Raw genomic sequence first — 23,836 nt, forward strand, 5'->3', positions numbered from 1 at the left:
AAAGTCCGGACATAAAGACCTTCCTACTTTGCATAGTCCACTGCTCTGGACTCTCGAATAATATTTACCTTGATTACGCCCGGATATTGCATCTGGTCTTGAATCTGCTGGGAGATGTTTCTGGCCATAATGGTCATATCGTCATCGCTGACTTCATCCGGAACAACCATAATACGAACTTCTCTACCCGCCTGCACAGCAAAGGACTTCTCTACGCCCTTATAGGAATTGGCAATTTCTTCCAGTTCCTTCAAACGATTGGTGTAGGTCTCCAAGGACTTTCTTCTCGCCCCCGGTCTTGCTGCGGAAATGGCATCCGCCGCCGCTACTATAAAGGAAATCAGGGAAGTCGGTTCCGTACCTCCGTGGTGAGATGCGACCGCATTGATGACCACTTCCGGCTCATGATATTTCTGGCAAAGTTCGATTCCCAAATCGACGTGACTTCCTTCCACCTCATGATCGATGGCTTTTCCGATATCATGTAACAAGCCGGCACGCTTGGCCATACGGGTATCCAAGCCCAACTCCTGCGCCAAAAGACCGGATATCTGAGCCACTTCCATGGAATGCTGTAATGCATTCTGCCCAAAGGAAGTACGAAATTTCATTCTTCCCAAAAGCATAACGAGCTCCGGATGAATGCCGTGAATCCCCAGCTCTAAAGTCGCCGACTCTCCTTCTTCCTTAATGGTATCATTTACTTCTTTCCTGCTCTTTTCAACCACTTCTTCAATTCTCGCAGGATGAATCCGTCCATCCACAATCAGCTTTTCCAAAGCAATTCTGGCTACTTCTCTTCGAATAGGATCAAACCCGGAAAGCACCACCGCTTCCGGCGTATCGTCAATAATGAGTTCCACTCCCGTAAGTTGCTCTAAAGTCCGAATGTTTCTACCCTCGCGTCCGATGATTCTTCCCTTCATTTCATCATTGGGAAGCTGAACAACGGATACGGTAGACTCTGTTACCTGATCCGCCGCACAACGCTGAATCGCCTCAACAATATATTCCCTGGCTGTCCGCTCCGCCTCTTCCTTGGCTCTTGCGTCATACTCTCTGATAATTAAAGCGGTGTCGTGCTTAATACTGTCTTCCACGGAATGAAGCAGTTCCTGCCTTGCCTGCTCTTTGGTCAGCCCTGATACCCGTTCCAATTCAACAAGCTTCTGTGCCTGCAGCTGCTCAACCTCTCCCTCTTTTTCCTGTAAAACTTCTTCCTTGTGCAGGAGTTCCGCTTCCTTTCGCTCTAAGCTCGCCGCCTTCTTCTCCGAGCTCTCCTCTCTCTTTAAAATTCTTCTTTCCAGCTCATTAACTTCTTTTCTTCTGTCTTTCATCTCCTTATCCAGCTCATTTTTGGCCTTTAAAGCCTCTTCTTTCGCTTCCAATAAGGATTCTCTCTTCTTGTTTTCTGCTGTTCGGATGGCATCATCAATAATTTCTCTGGACTTTTGCTCAGCACTTCCCACCGTTTTGGCATAGATAGACCGCTGTTTATTTTGTCCAAGGATAAACATGATGACCCCCACGATAAGCGCCACAATAACCACAAGGGCTATTCCTAATGGGTCCACTGTTTATACCTCCCTTAATATTCGTTTGTTAATGTACAAATATGCGAAGCAATTATTTTCTTGCGAAATTTCAGATTCCATATTCATCATTTTAACGTATTTATTCTAAGGTATCCGAAAACTTGTGTCAACAATTGTCTAGCCTTGAAATAAAGAGAGCATTTTCTTGGACTGGCTTTCTCCAATCCCCATTACGTTATTGACAAAAACAATTTCTCCGATTTCCTTATCCCGTATAAGCTCCGGAAGTTTTTTCTCATAATGACGGTAGTCAACCACATAAACATTCCGGTAATCTTGTGCCAAAAAGGGAACAAAAGCATTGGCATAGGAATCTTTAATCACCAGAAGATTTCCGTTTCCCTTTTCATTATGCACTTCGACATAAGGATGATCCCCCAACATGAAACAATTATATTTATTCCCCGGCAGCATATTGGATGCATCATTGATCAGTTTAGCATCACCTTCTTTTCCGTCCGCACTTTGAAAATGCATATCATTTACGGCTCCGGTATAGGCGATTACACTGTCCGGATTCGCCTTCAAAGCCTCCGGACGGTTCATATAGAAATAAAACGTACCATAAAAGCCGTCATATTCCGCCTTCGAAAAACTCTCCAGAGCTAAGGCTTTGATTCCCCTTACCTTACAATATTCCGCGTAAGCATAATACGCACCAAGCTGTGTCCAATGGTGATCCGTCCTGAAATAAATGTATTCCGACCTATGACGATAAAGAGAAGAAAATGCATCTATCGTATGGATGCGCTTGTCCATCAGGCTGTAGGTGTAGGAAATCGCCTGATCCATCCCCGAGGAAGCCAGCTTCTCCTGCGTTTTGGGATCCAAGAGAACACCGAACGAATTCGGCACCATCATGGCAGTAATTTCCAAATTGGGATAAAGACTGTTCACAGTATTCAAAAGGGATGCATAGCTTCGTACTCCCTTTTCACTGAAATAATACAGTTCAAAGGCTTCTTTTCCGCTCAGATAGATACTTCCCGCAGTCTCTCCCTGTAATTCCACATTGGCATCCGCCTTCTTGATTTCCAGATTTCCTTCTGCATCCGTCTCAAAATTTTGATTTTTTTCGGATTCTTCGCTCTCCTCTCCCGTTTTTACCGTTTTTTTCGTTTCTGCATTCTGATTCTCGGAATCCGCAGCAGAAAGTGTCTCTTCAACAGGAACTTTCTCCTTAGAACTCTTTTCCTCATCCTTTTCTAACGAAAATGTTTCTGCAAGTTCCCCTTCTGTCGGAATGCTCTCTTTTACATTTTTCCCCTCACCATACAATGCTTCTCCCTGAAAGCCGTAGAGTCCCTCTACCTTGGCTTCCAGGCTGAGCCATCCTTCTTTTCCGGGATAACTGTCCTGGTACCATTCAGAAATATCCTGAAAATAACTTCCTTTCAACACTGCTCCTAAAGAAAATTTCGGAAAGGTTTTTAGCTCTCGTTTTTCCTCATTAGAATACCGCTTCCGTAAGGGGAGCAGCATGCCGATGATGCACAACACAAAAAGAAAGAGAAACAGGACAGCTGCCGATGCAGCCTCATATAAACTTCCTTTCTTTTTATTCCACTTCATAACTCCTCTTCCCCGACTTTCTCTATTGAATGATTGACTTGAATCTCTAACTTAAATCACCAGCTTAAATCACTAGCTTTCATCTCTAATTTTATCCATTCTTTCGCCTTCCGCATTTCAAAAGAAAAGATTTTTCCGATTCACGTTCTTTTCTTCACCATCAAAATTGATTATACAAAAACGGCGTATAGCTTTGCCCCGCCATAGCCGCAAAGGAAAGTGCCAGTGCCGATAGTGCCAGTGCAAGCTTTACAAAATAATAAATCATCTCACCATAATCCAAAAGAAAGATTTTCCATTTTGTTTTGATTTGAATCTTTCTTAGAGCCAGAAGGTGACGCCTATGCGCTTCCTCCGACAGGACCTCTTCCGCAATTTCTGTTTCCTCCGGCTTTACCCCTTCCGCAATTTCCGTTTCCGGCTTTTCCGTCCGCACAAAAACTGTTTCCGTATCAGTTGTATGTTCCGTATCGACTGTTCGTTCCGTATCGACTGTTCGTTCCGTATCCACTGTTCGTTCCGTATCCACTGTCCGTTCCGTATCGGCTAAGTACTCCGCTTCCCCGGTCGCAGGCTCGCAGAATGCAGATCCACTCGCTTCACACACAATCTCACCCTCTTCTTCTGCGTCGTCATTATCCTCCATACCGTAAAAGCCTTCCCTTTCCCGCTTAACTTTCCGTTCTTTTCGAAGTCTTCCGCGCATCATAAGATCAGCCCAGGCTTCATCCATTTTCTTAAAGAAACTTGTGGAGAAAAAGATGGCCAGGATAAACAGAAAGATGTGATTTCGCAGTAAAAGCAAAGTCTTTTCATCGGTAAATGCTTCCGTATTTAGAAAAAGATGTGCCTTAAGAACATTTTTTAATGCCTGAAAATCCTGATATCGGAAAATAATCCAGGAAAGATAAACTGCAAAGAGAGTATAGAGGTGTAAGACCGGCTCTTTCAAAACTTTTAAACGAGAGGAAGTCATTTTCTCCTTCCACTCCGGACGTAAGGTTTCCAAACGATGCAGGGCTTTTCTTCCCATAAGTTCCAACACGATTAAGACAAAGAAATACAGTCCCCAGAGAATAAAATTGAAACTTGCTCCATGCCACATTCCCGTTAAAATCCAAATCAAGAAAAGATTCAGCACTCTTCTCGGAAAGGAAAGTCGGTTTCCGCCCAACGGGATATAAATATAATCTCTGAAAAAAAGAGATAAGGAAATGTGCCAACGTCTCCAGAAATCCCGAACGCTTTTTGCTTCATAAGGATAGTGAAAGTTTTCCGGAATAGTGAAGCCTACCATTTCTCCGATTCCTATTGCCATATCCGTATAAGCGGAAAAATCCAAGTAAATCTGTAACATAAAGGAAAGAGAGGACAAAAAAGCCGCCATAAAAGACGGCAGGGTATTTCCACTGCCTGATAAAGCTTTTGCAAGTTCCAAGGGAAGAAAAGAATTGGAAAGTTTCCCCATAGAATCTGCCAGAAGAAGCTTCTTCCAAAGCCCGAAGGAAAAGCGATATAAACCGCGAGAAAGTTTGTCAAAATCCCATTCTCTGTCTTCTATCTCCTCCCGCATTTCCTTATAGCGAAGGATAGGTCCCTGCGAAAGAACCGGAAAGGCAAAGGCATACATCGCAAAATGGAAGAAATTCTCCTCCGCCTTTTCTCCCTTTCTGCAATCCGCAAGATAGGTAATCAGTCGAAAAGTATAAAAGGAGATTCCAAAAGGCATAAACCCTTTTAGCCAAAGAGGTAAAGCCGACAAATAGATACTATACTTAAAGAAAAGGAGCGGCAGGAGCAGGACAAAAATGGAAAAGGCGAAGAACGTCCGGCTCTCCTTCTCCATTCGCTTTCCGATAAAAAAGCTGTAATAGCTAAGTAACGCAAGAATAGACAGAGAAATGAGGCCCTGAAACAAAAGAAAGAGAAGAGAAAAAAAGAGAAAGACCATATTCTTTCCCTTTATATCCCTTCTTAAAAACGAAAAGATAAGGAACAGCGGAAGAAATCCCCCGACAAATATCATTTCCGAAAATTGCATACTTCCCTCTTACTCTGTCTTATGTCTTAGCTACTCTATCTTATGTCTTAGTACTTCGTCTTATATCTTAGTACTTTGTCTCATGTCTTAACTACTTTGTCTCATCTCTCTTATGTCTTAGCGGCGCTGCCTCGGATCCGCAAGCTTCATATAAAAACTTGCAAAGCCTCCTAAAATCCGTTATACTTCTACTGCTTCGGGGGCAATGAAGCTTGGGCCCCACGCAATGGAAGATACCGAACCGTGTCAGGATGGGAACATAGCAGCACTAAGGTAAACCTTTCATGTGCCGTGGGTAATCCTGGGTGGAGTCTCCGAAGTTTTTTATTGCCAACAAGTATGGAAAGCTCTTCCCGATGGCCTTTGCTCATCACACGGGAAAAGCCTCAATATCTTATTTTATTCTGTATACCCGCTTTCCGTTTTCCGCCGTCTTCCGAATCACGTCTTCCACGGAGATTCCCTTCAATTCCGCTAACAATTTTGCCACATACTGCAAATTTCCGGAATGATTTCTCGTTCCCCGAACAGGAACCGGCGCCATATAGGGACAGTCTGTCTCCAGAACTATGTGCTCCAAAGGAATTTCCACGGCTACCTGCTTTAATTTTTTTGCATTCGTAAAAGTTAAAACGCCGCCGATACCCAGCATCATTCCAAGGGAAACAAAGTCCTTCGCCACTTCAAGCGGATAAGAAAAGCAGTGTACAATCCCTCCGTTTACGAAACCCTTCTGATCCCGAATGATTCGGAAAGTATCTAATGCCGCATCCCGGGAATGAATCACGACAGGGAGGTCTCTTCTCTTTGCGAGATCCAGCATCTCGATGAAACAGCTTTTTTGCACTGTCGGTTCCGGATTAAAACATTCCTGGACCTCTTCCCCTCTCCTCTTCTTTTCCTCATCCCGCTCTTTTTGTACTTTAGAACGTTTATCGAGGCGAAAATAATCCAAACCGATTTCTCCGATGGCAACGACTTCCTTTTCCTTGCTTAACGCTTCTATTTTTGCCGTCGCTTCGGGACTCCATACTGCAGCATGTTCGGGATGAATACCGACTACGCTATGAATGGAAAGAGAACTGTCCACGTAAGCTTTCGCAAGCCGAACAGCTTCTTCCGAGCTTTCCGGGGTATATCCGATTTCACAAATTCGGTCTACTCCCCTTCCCGGAAGACTATGTAAGAGTTCTTCTCTATCTTGATCAAAGCTTTCATCATTGTAATGACAATGTGTATCAAATATCATCTTCTTCCCCCTTTAAGCCGTGATTTTCGCTCCCAAATAAATCAGCAAATAGAAAACTATCAAATGCAAGGGATAATAAAAGTATAAAACTCTCCCCAGCGGAAGTCTTCCCTTCTCTCCATTATAGAAGAAAATAGGAAGAAAGCTGCATGCAGCCGCACCGAAGTTCCCAAGAGACAACAGCACGGAAAGGAAGGCTCCCGAAGCGATTCGAAGTGCCTTTTCCTTACGAAAATTATACAGAACGGCAATCAAAAGAATGCCCAATGCTCCGTAATCAAAGTGTAAAAGTTCAGAAAGAGCGGCACAGCCCAGTACCGAAGTCCATTTCAGGAAGGGCTTTCTACGATATTTTTTCATCAGGAACATGGTTGCAATGCCAAGCGCCAGGGTAAAGCCTATATTTTGTGCCGAAAAGTCGAACCATTGATTGAAAAGGCACAAGTCAAAAGGAATCTCCGCACAAAGCCCCATAAACAGAACTCGAAGAAAATATTTTTTTCTGTCCTTCGTGTGTATAAAGCCCTCTGTTAGCAGAAAGGCAAAAATCGGAAAAGCCAATCTTCCAATGGTACGGAAAATATGATAGATCCGCATCAGTTGCATGCCTTTTTCCGTTGCTATAGCCATTTGGTAGTATTCCGAATCAAAGCCGTATAAGTTGCCATTGTAAATTACAATCGCGGCATAGTGGTCTATCGTCATGGAAACAAGGGCAAGAAGCTTCAGCAAATCCGCTGAAACTCCTCCCCCTTTCTTTTTTGTATCCAGTGCATTTAACCCGGTCATATTATGCGATGTCCGCTCCTGCAGGCATATCCCGCAAAGAAGTCATAAGTGATAAAATCTCTTCTCCGTCCTGCTCAAAAGCCGCAGACAGAAGCATACCCTGAGACTCATAGCCGGCAATCATTCTGGGCTTTAAGTTCACGAGTACCATAACCTTCTTTCCCACTAGATCTTCCGGTTTATAGGCCGACTTGATGCCGGAAAGAATCTGACGAACTTCTTCTCCAATTTGTACTTTAAAGAGCAAAAGCTTCTTGGACTTCTTTACTTCCTCCGCATGAAGAATCTTTCCGATACGAAAATCCAGCTTTTCAAAGTCCTCATAGCTTACCTCGTCTTTATAAGGAAGCACTACAGGATTCCTGTCCCTAGGTGCATCTCCTTCTACCGGGGATTCATCTGCAGCATCCTTATTTCCGTCTTTCTTCTCCGACTTTTCTTCTTCCAAGGAGGCCTTGCGAATCTGCTCTTCCGTTATCTTTTCTACTTCCTTCTCAATTTCTTTCCAGTCTTTTCTGTCAAATAAGGTAGAAGGATTCTCGGAAACCTTGGTTCCGGACGGGTACAGACCAAACTGATCCAGCTGTGTAAAGGCTCTTTTTTCTGTGGAAAGTTCCTCCAAAATCGTCTTCGCCGTATTCGGCATAAAGCTTTCCAAAAGAGAAGCTCCGATTACGATGGATTCCGTTAAGTTGTAAAGGACGGTCTTTAAGCGTGGCGCAAGCTCCTCTTCTCTTGCCAAAACCCATGGCTCCGTCTCGTCAATGTATTTGTTGGAACGTCTGAATATCTCAAAAATAGCGGTCAGTGCATCGGCAACCCTGTGTTCTTCCATTTTCTCAATCGCAAGCTTCGCCTGGGAAAGCACCGTATTCTTTAAATCCGCATCTACGGGCTCTACTGCATCGGTTTTCTCCACAATTCCCTCGAAATACTTATTGCTCATCGCAATGGTACGCTTTACCAGATTTCCTAAGATATTTGCAAGCTGAGAATTATAGCGCTCCACCATCAGTTCCCAGGAAATGACACCGTCATTTTCAAAGGGCATTTCATGCAGAACGAAGAAGCGAACCGCATCGACTCCGAAGAGGCGAACCAAATCATCCGCATAGATTACATTTCCTCTGGACTTGGACATCTTCGTGCCCTCATCAGCCTTTCCTACCGCAGTAAGAAGCCAGGGATGTCCGAATACCTGTTTCGGAAGCGGAATATCCAAGCTCATCAGGAAAATGGGCCAGTAAATCGTATGGAAACGAACGATATCCTTTCCGATTAAATGAAGATCCGCCGGCCAATATTTTCGATAATTCTCGCCATGCTCTCCGTCCACATCATAGCCAATACCGGTAATATAGTTGGTAAGCGCATCAAGCCATACATAAACCACATTCTTCTCATCAAAATCTACAGGAATGCCCCAGGTAAAAGAAGAACGAGAAACGCAAAGATCCTGCAGACCCGGCTTTAAGAAGTTGTTCACCATCTCGTTTTTACGGGAAACAGGCTGAATGAACTCGGGATGGGACTCAATATGCTCCATTAAACGGTCGGCATACTTGGACATCTTGAAAAAGTATGCGTCCTCACTGGCCTTCTCCACAGGACGTCCGCAGTCCGGACACTTTCCGTCCACAAGTTGCGAATCTGTCCAGAAAGACTCACAGGGCGTGCAATACCAGCCCTCATATTTCCCTTTATAAATGTCCCCTTTTTCATACATCTTTCGGAACATTTTCTGAACCTGCTTCTCATGATAGGGCTCCGTTGTACGCATGAACTTATCATAGGAAGTATCCATTAAGTCAAAAATACTTCGAATCTCTCCCACTACCTCGTCTACAAACTCCTTCGGAGTCTTTCCGGCATCCTTCGCCTTCCCCTCTATCTTCTGCCCGTGCTCGTCGGTTCCGGTCATAAAGAATACATCATATCCCTCATAGCGCTTAAAACGAGCCATCGCATCTGCAAGAATAATTTCATAAGTATTCCCGATATGAGGCTTCCCTGAAGCATAGGCAATCGCCGTGGTAATATAATATGGTTTTCTTTCCATGGACTCTCCTTTACGAACTAAGCATCCCGACAAATTATTAAGAACGTTTCTAGTCTAGCATAGATTTTTAACTAGTCAACAAGTTGTACGGATGCAAAAAGTGATGTTTCCTTATAGAAACACCACTCTCTGCAAAACTCTTCCCTTATTTCATTTTTTCGGAAAAGCCAAGCTTATTCCGTAAAATGCTTATTAATTAACTCGTCCACAAACGGAACCGTTATGCTTGCCTGATTCAATGCCTTAAATGCCAGAGCAAGGAAAAGACAGGTTCTGAAAATTTCTATAGCCTGGGTAATCAAAGACCAAAATGAAGTAAACGCATAGGTGCTCACATCAAGGCTGATTACGGTAAAGCAAGTTCCTATCCATTTTACAACATCCGGAACCAGACCGAGCACGCTCAGCAGGAAGCTGAAAAACAGCATGGTTGCTACAGCCTTCAATGCAGACTTCTTAAGCCAATCATTGTCTTCCACAAGAAAAATATAACCGGCCGCCAACAATATTGCGGTATAGTTTCCCACTATCGCAAGAATATAAACTCCTGCAGCAACTAAAACGGCAGATACTCCTAATTTTGTTTTCATCTTTTCATTCCCCCTTACCAAGCTGTCTTACTGTCCTGTGGACTGATTCTCATTTACTGCATTTTCTACCGCAGTTTCCGCTTTGTTTACCGCCTGAGCAGTAGCATCAGCAGCGCCTTCCGCAGCATTTTGTACATTGTTTACCGCCTTAGCGGCAGCATCGGCAGCGCCTTCCGCAACGTTTGCAGCAGTATTGGCAGCATTGCTTACAGCTTCTTTTGCTTCTGTAGCCACAGCTTCAGCGGCAGCCTTGCCTTCATTCTTTAAGGCATTCAACTTCTCCTGAATTTCTGCAATCTTAGCCTGAGCGGCATGAATTTCATCCACAAATTCCTTAAAACCCTCAGCAGGCGCGTTCTTAAAATCTTCAAAGTACTTCTTACCGATTTTACTGTAAACCGCTGTGATTTTCTTCTCTTCATCATGAATCATGGAGTTGAACTTGGCAGTATCTGCCATTTCCTTCCCCTTCTGCATAACATCCTGACTTGCGTCTGAAATCTTCTTTCCCAGTTCATCAAAAAATCCCATAATCCGCCTCCTTTTACATTATTTTTCTCATTTTATCATTTTTACAAGGCAAACACAATTCTATTTCTTTACTTGTACCACACTGTTCTCTATCCATCTGCCTTCATTGTCCACTTGATAGCCATCCGGCGTCTTTTCATTTCGATAGAGATGCCCCTCGTTGTTTCCGCTGTCCGTTCCGAAGTAATAGCAATAACCGTCAATCCACTGCCATCCGGTCAGCATTCTTCCCATCCAACCGTCGGAGCCCGGGAAGAGATAGTACTTACTGCCATTCAAGTCTACCCAGCCTGTTGCCATATAGCCGCTATCTAAGAAATAATACCAATAGGACTTTCCATTGTAGGCTTCATATCCCCAGGTACTCTTCGGATAGCTTCCGTCCTGTCTCTTATACCACCAGCCTTTTTCATCTTTCACCCATTCCCCATTGGAAAGAGAACGATCCGCACCTAAAACCTGTCCGGCAGGATTTCCGCTTAAGATTGCAGAAGAGCCTCCGCCTGAGCCGCTACTGAATGCCCCTCCACCTGAGGAACTGCCGCCGCCACTATATGAGCCGCCGCCCGAGGAACTGCCGCTACCACCGCTACCGCCGGAGGAGCTGCCGGAACCGCCGCTATGAGAGGAGCCGCCGGTACTTCCACCTGCGCCCGTTAAAGTGATGTAGTCCGGGTCATACAAGGTGACTTTCAGACTCCCTGTCACCGGATCAATCGAATCCAAAGAACTTGTCCTCGGATCGATCCGCCATTCTTTATCATTGATGTAAAACTTGGTTACAAGACTGCCATCCAAACCGCCGAAGGTGAGTCGATAATGACTGATTGAATTCATCTTCAGTGTAAAGTTGCGAAGCACACGGCGATAGGTACCCGGCCTTGTGATTTTCGATCCGCTTTCGTAGTATCCGCCCCTCGAAACATCCTCTAACGCATACTCACAGTTTACTTTATTTTCACCCTTATGCGGAATGGACACCTCCAGCCATGCTTCCTCTCCATTTCTATCAAGCAGTCCATCCCCCATTTTACTCCATGTGGTATGGGGTACCTCGTCTCCCAATTTTCCATACTGTAAATCTTTCTCCGGAAGAAACATCCTGATTTCTTTAAACGGATAGTCTTCTTCTACATGATAACTATTTTTCTCAGAAAGATGCAAAACAAAGTTATTTCCTTCTTCATTTTCTCCCACAATGAGAAAATGATAAGTCGATGTAGTTCGGCTCTTTGGGGTTTCCCTATTACTCATTTCCAAGGTAAAAGAATTCACTAAAGAAGCCTCAAAATAGTAATTTGGATTTGTCGTGGTCAGCTCTAATCCGTAATGATAATCTCCGGGAGTGAATTCTCTCTCCATGTACTTCGGAGACTCTCCCGTCCCATCAGGTTTCCTATAATAAATAGGAGAAGAAATATAGATATCGTCTACATTGATGAACTTGTCCGGAGCATCCCCTCTCCGATGTATCTTCAGTTTTGGATTCTTCCCTCTAAGGTCAACTTCCTGCACCCTCATCCTATCTCTTGGAACATTAAGAATTACATCTTTTAAAGGCTCACGAAGCGCAATCTGATCAATGATAATCTGCTCCGTCTGCCGATTCGCACCATATCCATAGGCCGCTCCGGCAGAAAAAAATTGAGTTCCGTGCGTTGACACAATATTGGAAGAACTGGTTTGAAGTTCCGTACCTTCTTCTCCCGCATAAGCGCTCATCCTCCCTGCCAAGAAAGAGAGCACAAGTCCCATACATGCCGCAAATACCATTCTGCTTCTTTTCATCTGCACCTCCTGCAAGCCTGTAAAATACTTTCTCGAAGTATTTAAATCCATCTTTGTATTTTACGCTATATTTCTATTAAGTCCATGTAGAAATATTAAATATTTAATGAAATATTTTTAATCCGAACACCTATCTGAACTATTCGTCCTCTCTTTGGGCTTTGGGAAAACCTTCATTAACGAGATGTCTCAGGCTTCGCCTGTGTCACTTGTTCATAACGAGACATCACACGCTCTGCGAGCAATATCTCGTCAAGAATGAAAAAAGTCTGCACAGAGTTCTCTCAAACTCCATGCAGGCTTTTCTATCTTTTTCATTTCCCTTTCATATGGCGCTCTGAAAGCAAATATCCAAGGACAGTTCCTTCCAAAGCACACTCAGGCAAACTACTTTCTGTTGAATGCGCCAAATCCCGGATAGTAAGCCGCCTCGCCAAGCTCTTCCTCGATACGAAGAAGCTGGTTGTACTTTGCCACTCTCTCGGAACGGGAAGGAGCGCCGGTCTTAATCTGGCAGGTATTTAAAGCGACAGCCAGGTCGGCAATGGTGGTATCCTCCGTCTCACCGGAACGGTGGGATGCGATTGCGGTATAACCGGCCTTGTGCGCCATCTTGATTGCCTCTAAGGTCTCGGAAACGGAACCGATCTGGTTTAACTTAATAAGAATGGAATTTCCGCATCCCAGCTTGATTCCCTTGGAAAGACGCTCAGTGTTGGTTACGAAGAGGTCATCCCCAACGAGCTGCACTTTGTCGCCAAGCTCCTTGGTCATCTTCTCCCAGCCTTCCCAGTCTTCCTCATCGAGTCCATCCTCGATAGAGTAAATCGGATACTTCTCAATCAGAGACTTCCAGTGTGCAATAAGCTCATCGGAAGTAAAGTCCTTACCGGACTTCGGCTGATGATAGAAGCCCTTTCCTTTTTCGCTCTTCCACTCGGAGGAAGCGGCATCCATAGCCAGAACAAAGTCCTTACCCGGCTCATACCCTGCTGCCTTGATCGCCTTTAAGATGTGCTCAATGGTATCCTCATCGGAAGCCAAGTTCGGTGCGAAACCGCCCTCATCTCCTACTGCAGTAGTATTGCCTTCATCCTTTAAAATCTTCTGGAGTGCATGGAATACCTCAGTACACCAGCGAAGACCCTCGCGGAAGGAAGGAGCGCCGGCAGGCATAATCATAAACTCCTGTGTATCTACAGAGTTCGTAGCGTGTGCACCGCCGTTTAAGATGTTCATCATCGGAACCGGAAGACGATTTCCGTTTACCCCGCCGAGGAAACGATAAAGAGGGATATCTAAGGCATTTGCTGCAGCTTTGCAGGTAGCAATGGAAACAGCAAGGATTGCGTTGGCACCGAGCTTGGACTTATCCTTCGTTCCGTCAGCCTCGATCATAGCGCGATCCACTGCATAGATATCCATCGGATCCATACCGATTAAAATGTCATTGATTACGGTGTTAATATTTTCAACAGCCTGGGAAACGCCCTTTCCGCCGTAGCGAGACTTGTCCCCATCTCTTAACTCTAATGCTTCAAATTCTCCTGTGGATGCGCCGGAAGGTGCTGTTCCTCTTCCCACTGTTCCATCGGACAAAATTACTTCTGCCTCAACAGTCGGATTTCCTCTGGAGTCAATAATTTCTCTTCCAAGGACCTTTTCAATCTCTAAGTAGCTCATTATACCCTCTCTTTCTTATGCAAATCCTTTGCATAAAACACATTGTCCTTTTATTTTAAGGTACTTACACCTTAAAAAGCCTGTCTCTATGCCTTAGAGAAACACTTCCTCTACAGCATAAAATAACCTTCCTAATAGTAATGGATTGTCTTATTTGTGTCAAGTTGGACTGACGGCATAAAGCCCTCTGTCTCGACCTTCATAATCCTGAAAAACCTCCACTTCCCGATAACCTTCTTTTTGGAAAATGTCTTTCACGCTAGTCCCTTGGTCATAGCCGATTTCCAGATAGACCCTTCCTCCCGGAAGTAGAAAACGCTTCCCCTCCTTCGCAATTCTACGATAAAAATCAAGGCCGTCCCCCCCTCCGTCCAGAGCTAAAACAGGCTCATGAAGAGCAACTTCCGCATCGAGTGTTTCTATTACATCACTCCTTATATAGGGTGGATTGGAAACCAAAATGTCAAAAGCGGAAATACCTTTTTCTTCCATAAAAGATGGAAGCGCATCAAAAAGGTCCGATTCCAGAAAATGCAGGGAAGGATTAAGCCCTTGCTCTCTTATTCGATTAGGATCCGGTTCTCTTCCGCTAGAAAGCATGGAGCATTTCCATTCTTCTTTGGCACTTTCCTGTTCTAAAAAAAGCCTCCTGTAGTTTTCTTTTGCGACTTCCAGCGCTTTATCCGACTTATCGAGAAGCAGCACAGTTTTGCAGTGCAGATTTTTTGCCAGAGTGAGGCCGATACAGCCCGAGCCGGTGCAGAGGTCCAGGATACTAAGTGCTTCGCATCCGGCAACTCCTACACTTTCGTCTATTAATTCTATTTTCTTACCGCTTCTCTTATCTTGCGCTCCGAGACTTTTCCATTTTTCTTCTTCCTCCAAAATGCGCTCCACAATGCACTCCGTATCTTGCCTTGGGCTAAGCACATTTTCGTTGACCAAGAAAGAAAGGCCGAAGAACTCTTGTCTACCGAGAATTTGAGAGAGCGGAATACGATGAAGTCGCTTTTCGAGAAAAGAGAAAAAACGGTTAAGAGCAGAATCCGGCTCTTCATCAGCAGAAGAAGAAAGCGCTAAATCTCCGGTAACTCGCGAAGACGAAAGTGCCGGCTTCTCTTCTGCTCTTTTCCTATATAGGGTAAAAACCGCCTCTCTTTTTCCAAAAAGATAGTCCTTTGTATCCAAAGAAAAGGCTTCCTGTAAAAGAAGTCTTAAGTCCAACTCTGCCTCTTCTACACCGGCTTCTTTCAGGAGCGGAAGAGCATATCTTTCCAAATCAAGAAAAGAAAAGGCAGTGCTTTTCCCTTTCTCATCTTGACTCCTTAAAAACTCTTCTTTCAGACTATTTGCCATCTTTTTTTCTTTCCCGTCTTCTCTCAAACCCTGTCCTTCTCTCCGGCAATTTCTGTATCGAGTATTGCCCAAGCCCTATATTTTTCACCTACTTTTATCAAGTTTCATCCACTTTTATCATCAAAAACTTGTATTTCCTTTATGGCTTTTCCGAAAAATGTTCCCTCTGAAATGCCCTCCAATCAAAGACCTTTTCCACAGCAGCAATGGCTACTTCCACCTCTTCGGCATCAGGCTCTTTCGTCGTCAGGCCCTGCATCCACATACCGGGGATAAAGAGAATGCGAGTTAAGGCATTGTCCACCATACCCACAAGGCGAAGTACTTCATAGCTGATGCCGGCAATCACGGGAATAAGAAGAAGACGCGCCAAAACCTTCATCCACAGACTGTCAAATTGCAAGAACATAAAGAGAAAAATGGAAATCATCATCACATAAACGATGAAACTCGTTCCACAACGTTTATGCTCTTTGGAGGAAAGAAGAACATTTTCCACGGTTAAATCAAGACCATGCTCCACACAGTTTATACACTTGTGCTCCGCCCCGTGATACTCAAAGGTCCTTCGGATATCCTTCGCCCGAGAAATCAACTTGATATAAATAATAAATATGAGGATACGAAGCAGTCCCTCCAAAAAGGCGAGCATCGGTGCAATCGGGAGGATTGTCTTTAAGAAATTCAGCAATATGGTCGGGAGTGCTACAAAAATAAAAATTGCAGCAGCAAAGGAGAAGACCATCACAAGAGCCGATAAGACCTGCTCAAGCTTATCGCCAAAGATTTTACCCATTGCTTTTTCAATAGCTCCCGGCTCAGAGCCTTCATCATCCTCATAAAAACTTGCACTGTGACTTAAGCATTTCATTCCCAAAGCCATGGAGTCGTAAAAAGAAATGATTCCTCTTAAAAAGGGGAGCTTCAAAAAAGGATATTTGTCCGTAAGGGAAAGGTACTCGCTTTCCATAACGTCGATTTCTCCGCTTGGCTTCCGAACCGCAACGGAGTATTTCTCTCCGTTTTTCATCATGATTCCTTCTATTACAGCCTGACCGCCTATTCCGCTATATACCTGTTTACTCAATCTTTTCCTCTTTCCTGTTCTACTTACACTTTTATAAATCTATTTACTTTATAGTTCTACCTATACTCTGTAAGCAACGGGTATGCTGTACAAATTCTTATGCATTTGGTTCTATCTGTTCCTATCATTCTAATGATACTTCTTCCTTCATACAATAGAGTCAAGCCATACTATCTCTATTTTATGAAAAAGAAGTGAACAAAGAAAGAATCGACGCAAGAAAAAATCGAACAAAAAAAGCAGAGCCAAAGCCGGTGCTACTAAGGGATTTTTCCTTATGGGGAAGTACAACCTCTCCAATGCAGTTCCACACTATCCGGATGCGCTGTATCTTAAAGCCGTCCACATTACTGCTTTCCTTTTCGGTAGCAATCAGAGCTTTAAGTTCTGTCACACGAATTTCCAATGTGTGCTGATATTGCTCTACATGATAAAAATGATGGAAACCCACATTGCCATATCTTACTTACTATGCGACCACTAAACGAAGATACAACATGGAGAGCAAAATCAAAAAAGGAATATATCCTTGATAAAAACGGAGAAAAGGTAAAACTCAAAAATGGTAATTACAAAACAAGAAAAATAAATACAACAGACTGGAACGAGTAAGACAAAGCGGAAGAGTGGCGAAAAGCATAGGCAGACATTACAAACAAATATCTTGAAGAAAACAGCATACAGGACAAAGTGGATCATCGTTCTTATCAAAGACAAGGCATAGAACAAATACCGACCATTCATTTAGGAGTGTCAGCAACCCAAATGGAGAAGAAAGGCATAGCTACAGATAAAGGGAATATCAACCGAGAAATCAAACATCAAAATATGATTTTAAGAGAAATCTCAAGAAGAATAAAAGCCTTGTTAAATTGGATAAGAGGAATAGGAAAAGAAGAAAAAGTAGAAAATGAAAATATAAAGTCTACACTCCCAACCAAAGAAAATCTGTTATCAGTTTTGGAAAATCTTATCCGTAAAAACGCAGATAAGAATAATGCAGACTTAGAGAAATATATTGAAAGTTATCAGCTACTCAAAGAGAAAAACATTACAAGTATCAATCAATTAAAAGAGAGCATTACCGATTTACGAGATAAGAATTATAAGACTACAAGAGCCTTAAAAGATACCGAGAAGAAGATTGATGATAGAACACAACTTGTAGATCAATCAGAAAAATATTTGAAGTACAAGGACATCTACAAAGCCTATACAAAATTAAAGAAACGTGAACAGGAAGATTTTTATAACGAGCATACAGCAGAACTTATTTTATTTGAAAGTGCCAAGAAATATCTGAAAGAGCAATTAGGGGAAAGCAAGACATTAGCCATCAGTAAATGGAAATCAGAAGTTGCCAATTTGAAGAAAGAGAAAAAGAGCTTATACAATCAAATATTAGAGATACGAGAAGAAGTAGAATAAGCAGAAAAAGTTAAGACTTGTATAGAGCAGTTACTGCAACAAGAAAAGCGACTATCACAGTAAAGAAAAACGAGTTAGAACTATAATACTAAGTGAAAAAATGCTATAAAGATTTAATATAAACAAAATTTGAATTTGGCGGAGAATAGAAAATGAAAGTATTTCTTGAAAAAATAAGAATACCTCAAAAAGGTGTTACTTCAAAATATATATTGGCAACGGTAGGGTTCATGTTATTTGGGTTTGCACTTGGAGTATTTCAGAAATGGATTGATGGTACAGCAAGCAATTATTTCCCAATGATTTTTCAACAACTTAATGTTGTAAATTATTTTGGCAGATTATCTATATGGATTTTGCTTGGAACAATAATATCAGTTTATTCTAAATCTCCTTTGAGAGCATCTATTAACATATTTTCGTTCTTGATTAGTATGCTGATGGGGTATTATTTATATTGCAATTATGTTTTAGGTTTTCTGCCGAAAACTTATATGATGATATGGGTAGTGATTGCTTGTGTATCCTTTTTTATGGCATACATGTGCTGGTATGCAAAAGGAAAAGGGGTTTTTGCAACTGTTCTTTCTGGAACAATTATTGGAGTGTTATTTGCTCAGGCTTTCAATCTTAATCCCCTACAAGGCTTTTATATGTATGACCTTATGGAGGTTATAACATGGATAATAGGTGTTCTAATCTTGTATAGAAAGCCAAAAGAATTTGTTTTAGAATTAGGAATATCCGTTATAGTTGCATTTATATTTCAATTGATTATTCCACATTGGGGATAACTAAAAATCCTAGCTTTTGTAAAAAACAATTTTTTAATAAAAACTAACACAGAAACAGTAAATCAAAAAGGTTTACTATTTTTTCTTGTCCAAAAGTGAAAAATATCCTACAGAAAAAGCATCCATAACTATAAAAAGTTTTCTCCCAAAAATCAATAGTAAAGGACAAGGCAGTGCACGCAAAAAGGGTGCTGCCTTGTCCTTTAACCAATAACATATGACAGATGATCTTATTAGCTTCCCGCCTGCAGCCTTACCATATTGCTGAAAATACCACCATGCTTCATCAACTCTTCCGGTCTACCCTGTTCTGCAACCTTGCCATCTTCCAGCACCACGATTTTGTCTGCCCCTGCCACAGTACGCATACGGTGGGCAATCACGAGTACAGTTTTGTCGCGCAGAAGTTCAGATAACGCCTCCTGCACCATGCTTTCATTTTCTACATCCATAGATGCGGTAGCTTCATCCAGAATAATGACCGGCGCATCCTTCAAAATCGCACGGGCGATGGAAATTCGCTGGCGTTCGCCACCGGAAAGGGTACAGCCGTTTTCTCCGATTCTGCTTTGATACCCCTCCGGCAAGCGGGAGACAAATTCCTCACACCTTGCTGCTTTGGCAGCTTTTATCACTCCCTCATCCGTGGCGTTTTGCCGACCAAGCCGGATATTTTCCATTACGGTATTGTCAAACAGGGTAACATCTTGAAAAACAATGGAGTAGTTTCGATACAACACCTCCGGCTCTATGGTCGTTACATCCACGCCGCCGAGCAGAACCTTTCCCTTATCTGCATCCCAAAAGCGGGCTGCCAATCGGGATACGGTTGATTTTCCACTGCCGGAATGTCCTACAAGCGCAGTAATTTCCCCCTGCTTTGCTACAAAGGAAACGCCTTTCAACACAGGGGTATCCTTATAGGAAAATTCCACATTGGAAAATTCAATATCAAAGCCTTGATTATTGCAGACATTCGCACCGGTCTGTTCCGGAGTAGCCTCCATTTCTTTTGTCCGGCGGATACTGACCAGTGCGGAGAACATTTCAGCCATCAGCATGAAGCAGGAGCCAAACGGCTCATAAATCCTGCCTGCTATCAGCAGATAAAGCAGGAACATATTAACAGAGAGGCTTCCCTGTGTCATTAAAACCCCGCCTACAAGCAACACCGTCACCAGGCCGAAGCGAAGGACAAACTGTGCAAGCGTAACTACTGTACCGGGAACAAGCTCATTGCGAAATGCACACGCAATTACATTGTCCAGTTTTTTTCTTACTCCGGCTAAATATTCCTGCTCCGTTCCAGAAGAACGAAGTTCAGAAACTACATCAAGATACTCCTGCACACCGTCATAAGCGGCACGATAGGCATCGTAATTCTTTTCCTCCGCATTCTGCTGCATCCTTCTTCCGGCAAATACAATCACACCGGCAACAGGAACGGGAAGAACAATGCAAAGTCCCATACGCCAATCGACACAGAGCAGGCAGGCGGAAACCACAAGGAACATCACGATTGTTCCAAACAGCCCCGGAACTGCATTTGAGAATATCCGTTCCAGTTTTGAGCAGTCACCCATCATCGTGGACGTCAGGTCGGAAAGGTCACGCTGCCCAAAGAAAGAGAGCGGAAGCCGCCGCAGCTTTTCGGCCAGAGTAATTCGCCGGTTTGCGCTTTCCCGATAGGCAACCGTATAGGTAAGATGGTACTGCACCCATTGTGTTAAAAAGATAATTCCACAAAGCCCTATTGCCATCAGCAAAATGACATCTGACCGGAGGGTAAAACCTTCGCCGCCACATATTTTATCTAAAAGCGCCATCGTTACCATCATTAAAAGCGAAACGGGAGCCATAATCGCTAAATTGGAAATCGCTGTGGCAGCGATACCCCTTTTCAGTTCACGCACTCCGTCATCGCTCAATCCGAGTAAATTCTTCAGCATGATGCAGCCTCCTGTTCCTGCCCGCTTTTCAGGGCATCATGGTGCACCCCTGCGGTGTTTCCTACGTTATCCATCTGCCAGCGAATTGACTTCTGATATTCTGTCCACATACGGGCATATTCGCCCTGTCTTGCAGCTAATTCCTCATGTCTGCCGTACTCCGCTATCTGTCCGCCCTTCATCACGATGATTTGGTCTGCATCGGTAATAGTAGAGAGACGGTGCGCAATCATAATTACCGTTTTGTTTTTTGTCAGTTCTTTCAATGCCTGTTGAATCTGTGCTTCATTTTCCGGGTCTGCAAAAGCGGTGGCCTCGTCCAAAACGATGATAGGGGCATCCTTCAATATTGCTCTCGCAATAGCGAGCCGCTGTATTTCGCCACCGGAAAGATATACACCTTTTCCTCCAATCATCGTATGGATTCCATCGGGGAGTTTTTCGAGAATATCATCACATCCAGCTAAATGCAGAGCATTCAAAATATCCTCTGCGGCTGCGTTCTTTTTCCCGCCCCGGACATTTTCTTCAATGCTTGCTTTCAGCAGCTTTGGATTTTGAAATACAAAGGCAACTCTTTCCATCAACGCCTTCCTGTTCATGGAAGAAAGTGCTACGCCTCCGATGGAAATGCACCCCTCCTGAATATCATAAAACCGTGGAATTAAAGAGCCTATGGTACTTTTGCCTGAGCCGGAATGTCCCACCAAAGCAGTCACGGTTCCGCCTTTCGCAAGGAAGCTGACATCGGAAATGGCAGGGCCCTCGCCTGTAGGATAAGTAAAGGTCACATGGTCGAATCTTACATCATTACCCTGCGGCAGTTTGAACTCTCTTGGCTCTGCCTGCTCCCTTGTCAGCAGGATTTCATCAATGCGCCGCATGGATTCCACAGCCTGCATCTTGTAGTTGGTCATATACATCAATTTGTTCAGCATAGCTGCACAGGCAGGTGCAAAAATCAAATAGAATAAAAAGTTTTGTGCAAATGTTTCCAAATCTGCCGCGGCTGCCATACCAATCAAGGCTGCCGGGATCAAGGCAAGAAACGAAGAGTTTACCACAGTATTAAACGCCACATACCCCGGCTTGCAGGCCATCGTATAGGCTAAGGCGTCATCCCGGTAGGCATGGATGGCTTCTTTGAAACGGCGCAGCGAATGAACGGACTGACCAAAGATTTTAATGACGGAAATTCCTCTGACGTACTCCACCGCTTCATGGCTCATGTCCTCTTGCGCATCCTGATAGCGTTTCATAAAATTCATGGTTTCTTCACCCATCATAGACATTTGAAACGCAAAACCGATCATCATAAGCACCAGCACAGGAAGTCCAATCCGCCAGTCAACCGCAAGCATGAGAAGCGCCGCAGCAACCATAGACACCTGTGCCCCTACGAGGTCAGGAAGCTGATGTGCCAGATAGCTTTCTGTCTGTTTACTGTTTTCATCTATGATTTTCCGCAGTTTTCCGCTACTGTTTTCTTCAAAATATCCCAGAGGCAGCCTTGACAGATGTTCCAATACTGCCATTTTCAAATTCTGTTCCGTATGAAAAGCAGCTTTGTGAGACAAAAGCAGGGCAATAAAATTGACAATCAAGCCTGCCAGTTCAAACCCAAGCGCCCAAAGCCCCCAATACGCCAACGCAGACGCATCTATGCTGCCGCCAAGCAGGAAATCCAAAAGCTCCCTTGCGGCAAAATAAACACAAAGAAACGGCGCTAACAGCAATAATGCACTCGCTCCGGCAAGAAGCTGGGAGAGAAAGAGCATGGAACCAAATGGAGCCGTAAATTCCAACAATCTTGGAATACCGGTTTTTTGCGGTTTTCTTATCTGTGCATCTTCTCTAAATACTTTCCACATATAGATGTTCCCCCTTTCATCTAATGGCAGGAGCTTTTTTACTTCTCCTGCATGAATATGTAAAATATGTGTGGCACAGCGGGCAATCAGCTCCGGGTCATGGGATACGATAAGAGAGCATACGGCATTCTCGTTCGCTTTTCGTATGATTTCTACGGTGCGAAGCAGATTGTCCCCATCCTGTCCGCTGGTTGGCTCATCATACAGCATGACCGGACGTCGGTTACAGATCGCTGTTGCAAGAGCAAGCCGCTGCTGCTGTCCGCCGGAAAGAGAACCGGGGTGTCTGTTTTCCAATCCCGCCAACCCTAACTCACGGAGTACCGCCTGTGCCTGTTCCTCTGTTAAAGAAGGATTGTTTAGCGTAAGCTCACCCATTACACTGTCGCTAAAAAGCTGGTGTCCGGCCTCCTGCATGACAAGGAAAGCTGTTTCCGGCAGTTTTTTGTTCGGAACTGTTTTTCTTTCTATCATAATCGTTCCGTTATGCCTGAGAAGCCCCGCAAGGCATAAACTCAGCGTGGACTTACCTGCACCGTTCTCGCCAATGACCGCAACAATCGCTCCTTTTGGAATTGCCAGGTGGCGAATATCCAATACCTGGCGCTGCCCACGGTTAAAGGTCAGACCGTGGATTTCGATTGCCGGTTCCTGATTCAAATTTCGATTCGCGGTTTCGGGCATGATATGAAGCTGCTGCGGATTGACTGCACGAAGCCCCAAAGCAGTCCTTTCCTGCTGTGTCAGTGCGTTTATTTCTATCGGCTCGTATTCCCTGATAATTCGTCCGTTATCCATTAAGATATATCGGTCAGTCATTCCGCTAAGATACCATAGGCGATGTTCGGACATTAAAATTGTCTTTCCGTCCTCTTTCATGGTGCGAATCAGCTTTTGCAGCTTTTGTATGCTTTCCATGTCCAGATTGGACGAAGGCTCATCCAATACCACCACCTCTGGCAAGGACGCATAGACAGAGCCACAGGCAATCTGCTGTTTTTCCCCGCCGGACAGTTCAAAAATGTCCCGTTCCAGCAGTTCCTCCAAATGCAGATGATAAGCGACTTCCTCAAGCCGCTTTTTCATTTTCTCCCTTGGCATATTTTGATTTTCCAGATTAAATGCCATTTCCCCTGTGGTATCCATGTGAAAAAACTGAGTCCGTGGATTTTGAAAAACACTTCCCACAAATCTTGAGATTTTCGGCAGATCAGACGAGGGGATGTCCATGCCATGTACCCTTACAGCTCCCTGTAGGTTTCCAGCGTAAAAATGTGGTGCAAGCCCATTGACAAGACGCAGCATTGTGGTTTTTCCACAGCCGCTTTTTCCGCACAGGACAATACATTCGCCCTTTTTGATGTGCAGATTCACATCTTTTAATACTACAGAGGAAGCAGGCGTTTCCATACCCGTCTGATAGGAAAATGATACATTTTCAAATGTTACCATAA

General features: G+C 43.9%; 16 protein-coding genes, 1 other RNA gene and 1 pseudogene. 3 read left to right on the plus strand and 15 right to left on the minus strand.

Annotated elements, in window-relative coordinates:
- Positions 1-23: 23 nt before the first annotated feature.
- From rny to HMPREF9624_RS06470, 3 genes are all read right to left on the minus strand, one after another.
- Positions 24-1,574 (minus strand): ribonuclease Y, encoded by a 1,551-nt coding sequence (gene rny, locus HMPREF9624_RS06460; protein WP_009537057.1) that lies wholly within the window; start codon positions 1,572-1,574, stop codon positions 24-26.
- A 138-nt stretch (positions 1,575-1,712) separates the two neighbouring features.
- Positions 1,713-3,167 carry a DHHW family protein gene (locus HMPREF9624_RS06465; protein ID WP_009537058.1) on the minus strand — a complete coding sequence of 485 codons (1,455 nt, stop codon included), beginning with the start codon at positions 3,165-3,167 and terminating at the stop codon, positions 1,713-1,715.
- A gap of 160 nt (positions 3,168-3,327) precedes the next feature.
- Positions 3,328-5,208, minus strand: coding sequence for an MBOAT family O-acyltransferase (locus HMPREF9624_RS06470; RefSeq protein WP_009537059.1), 1,881 nt, complete (start codon positions 5,206-5,208; stop codon positions 3,328-3,330).
- Between the two features lie 210 nt (positions 5,209-5,418).
- Between HMPREF9624_RS06470 and ffs the strand changes: the two genes are divergently transcribed.
- An RNA gene (gene ffs / locus HMPREF9624_RS11545) (signal recognition particle sRNA small type) lies at positions 5,419-5,518 on the plus strand.
- Positions 5,519-5,602: 84 nt separating this feature from the next.
- On the opposite strand, the gene HMPREF9624_RS06475 is transcribed toward ffs, so the two are convergent.
- From HMPREF9624_RS06475 to HMPREF9624_RS06520, 10 genes are all read right to left on the minus strand, one after another.
- Positions 5,603-6,457 carry a TatD family hydrolase gene (locus HMPREF9624_RS06475; protein ID WP_009537060.1) on the minus strand — a complete coding sequence of 285 codons (855 nt, stop codon included), beginning with the start codon at positions 6,455-6,457 and terminating at the stop codon, positions 5,603-5,605.
- 12 nt (positions 6,458-6,469) lie between these two features.
- Positions 6,470-7,246 (minus strand): TraX family protein, encoded by a 777-nt coding sequence (locus tag HMPREF9624_RS06480; RefSeq protein WP_009537061.1) that lies wholly within the window; start codon positions 7,244-7,246, stop codon positions 6,470-6,472.
- A 1-nt stretch (position 7,247) separates the two neighbouring features.
- Positions 7,248-9,305: a methionine--tRNA ligase gene (metG, locus tag HMPREF9624_RS06485; RefSeq protein ID WP_009537062.1), complete on the minus strand. Its 2,058-nt coding sequence runs from the start codon at positions 9,303-9,305 to the stop codon at positions 7,248-7,250.
- Between the two features lie 173 nt (positions 9,306-9,478).
- Positions 9,479-9,895 (minus strand): hypothetical protein, encoded by a 417-nt coding sequence (locus HMPREF9624_RS06490; protein WP_009537063.1) that lies wholly within the window; start codon positions 9,893-9,895, stop codon positions 9,479-9,481.
- A 27-nt stretch (positions 9,896-9,922) separates the two neighbouring features.
- Complete coding sequence (locus HMPREF9624_RS06495) at positions 9,923-10,426, minus strand: hypothetical protein (protein ID WP_009537064.1); 504 nt, start codon at positions 10,424-10,426, stop codon at positions 9,923-9,925.
- 60 nt (positions 10,427-10,486) lie between these two features.
- Positions 10,487-12,214: an N-acetylmuramoyl-L-alanine amidase family protein gene (locus HMPREF9624_RS06500; RefSeq protein ID WP_009537065.1), complete on the minus strand. Its 1,728-nt coding sequence runs from the start codon at positions 12,212-12,214 to the stop codon at positions 10,487-10,489.
- A 387-nt stretch (positions 12,215-12,601) separates the two neighbouring features.
- Positions 12,602-13,897, minus strand: a complete 1,296-nt coding sequence (gene eno / locus HMPREF9624_RS06505) for a phosphopyruvate hydratase (RefSeq protein ID WP_009537066.1) — start codon at positions 13,895-13,897, stop codon at positions 12,602-12,604.
- 159 nt (positions 13,898-14,056) lie between these two features.
- Complete coding sequence (locus HMPREF9624_RS06510; protein WP_242822629.1) at positions 14,057-15,253, minus strand: N5-glutamine methyltransferase family protein; 1,197 nt, start codon at positions 15,251-15,253, stop codon at positions 14,057-14,059.
- 139 nt (positions 15,254-15,392) lie between these two features.
- A complete protein-coding gene (locus HMPREF9624_RS06515) occupies positions 15,393-16,340 on the minus strand; it encodes a DUF1385 domain-containing protein (protein WP_009537068.1) in 948 nt (315 codons plus the stop codon).
- Positions 16,341-16,521: 181 nt separating this feature from the next.
- Positions 16,522-16,734: a hypothetical protein gene (locus HMPREF9624_RS06520; protein WP_036594894.1), complete on the minus strand. Its 213-nt coding sequence runs from the start codon at positions 16,732-16,734 to the stop codon at positions 16,522-16,524.
- Positions 16,735-16,745: 11 nt separating this feature from the next.
- Between HMPREF9624_RS06520 and HMPREF9624_RS06525 the strand changes: the two are divergent.
- Both HMPREF9624_RS06525 and HMPREF9624_RS06530 read left to right on the plus strand, forming a co-directional pair.
- Positions 16,746-17,854 (plus strand): annotated as a pseudogene (locus HMPREF9624_RS06525) (MobA/MobL family protein); the annotation flags it as partial.
- A gap of 66 nt (positions 17,855-17,920) precedes the next feature.
- On the plus strand, positions 17,921-18,562 hold the full coding sequence (locus HMPREF9624_RS06530) for a hypothetical protein (RefSeq protein ID WP_009537070.1): 642 nt from the start codon (positions 17,921-17,923) through the stop codon (positions 18,560-18,562).
- A 233-nt stretch (positions 18,563-18,795) separates the two neighbouring features.
- Here HMPREF9624_RS06530 and HMPREF9624_RS06535 read toward each other — a convergent pair whose 3' ends face one another.
- Both HMPREF9624_RS06535 and HMPREF9624_RS06540 read right to left on the minus strand, forming a co-directional pair.
- Positions 18,796-20,511, minus strand: coding sequence for an ABC transporter ATP-binding protein (locus HMPREF9624_RS06535; protein ID WP_009537071.1), 1,716 nt, complete (start codon positions 20,509-20,511; stop codon positions 18,796-18,798).
- The gene (locus HMPREF9624_RS06540; protein WP_009537072.1) at positions 20,505-23,834 is read right to left on the minus strand and encodes an energy-coupling factor transporter ATPase; all 3,330 of its coding nucleotides are present in this window, start codon (positions 23,832-23,834) and stop codon (positions 20,505-20,507) included. The genes HMPREF9624_RS06535 and HMPREF9624_RS06540 overlap by 7 nt, the downstream gene beginning before the upstream one ends.
- Positions 23,835-23,836: the final 2 nt, after the last annotated feature.

This window comes from Oribacterium asaccharolyticum ACB7 (assembly GCF_000238075.1).
GTDB lineage: Bacteria > Bacillota > Clostridia > Lachnospirales > Lachnospiraceae > Oribacterium > Oribacterium asaccharolyticum.

Coding starts and splice junctions, on each gene's coding strand:
- HMPREF9624_RS06530 (WP_009537070.1), top strand. CDS start 17,921: ATGAAAGTATTTCTTGAAAAAATAAGAATACCTCAAAAAGGTGTTACT.
- HMPREF9624_RS06495 (WP_009537064.1), bottom strand. CDS start 10,426: ATGGGATTTTTTGATGAACTGGGAAAGAAGATTTCAGACGCAAGTCAG.
- HMPREF9624_RS06490 (WP_009537063.1), bottom strand. CDS start 9,895: ATGAAAACAAAATTAGGAGTATCTGCCGTTTTAGTTGCTGCAGGAGTT.
- HMPREF9624_RS06465 (WP_009537058.1), bottom strand. CDS start 3,167: ATGAAGTGGAATAAAAAGAAAGGAAGTTTATATGAGGCTGCATCGGCA.
- eno (WP_009537066.1), bottom strand. CDS start 13,897: ATGAGCTACTTAGAGATTGAAAAGGTCCTTGGAAGAGAAATTATTGAC.
- HMPREF9624_RS06480 (WP_009537061.1), bottom strand. CDS start 7,246: ATGACCGGGTTAAATGCACTGGATACAAAAAAGAAAGGGGGAGGAGTT.
- metG (WP_009537062.1), bottom strand. CDS start 9,305: ATGGAAAGAAAACCATATTATATTACCACGGCGATTGCCTATGCTTCA.
- HMPREF9624_RS06475 (WP_009537060.1), bottom strand. CDS start 6,457: ATGATATTTGATACACATTGTCATTACAATGATGAAAGCTTTGATCAA.
- HMPREF9624_RS06535 (WP_009537071.1), bottom strand. CDS start 20,511: ATGCTGAAGAATTTACTCGGATTGAGCGATGACGGAGTGCGTGAACTG.
- HMPREF9624_RS06540 (WP_009537072.1), bottom strand. CDS start 23,834: ATGGTAACATTTGAAAATGTATCATTTTCCTATCAGACGGGTATGGAA.
- HMPREF9624_RS06500 (WP_009537065.1), bottom strand. CDS start 12,214: ATGAAAAGAAGCAGAATGGTATTTGCGGCATGTATGGGACTTGTGCTC.
- HMPREF9624_RS06510 (WP_242822629.1), bottom strand. CDS start 15,253: ATGGCAAATAGTCTGAAAGAAGAGTTTTTAAGGAGTCAAGATGAGAAA.
- HMPREF9624_RS06470 (WP_009537059.1), bottom strand. CDS start 5,208: ATGCAATTTTCGGAAATGATATTTGTCGGGGGATTTCTTCCGCTGTTC.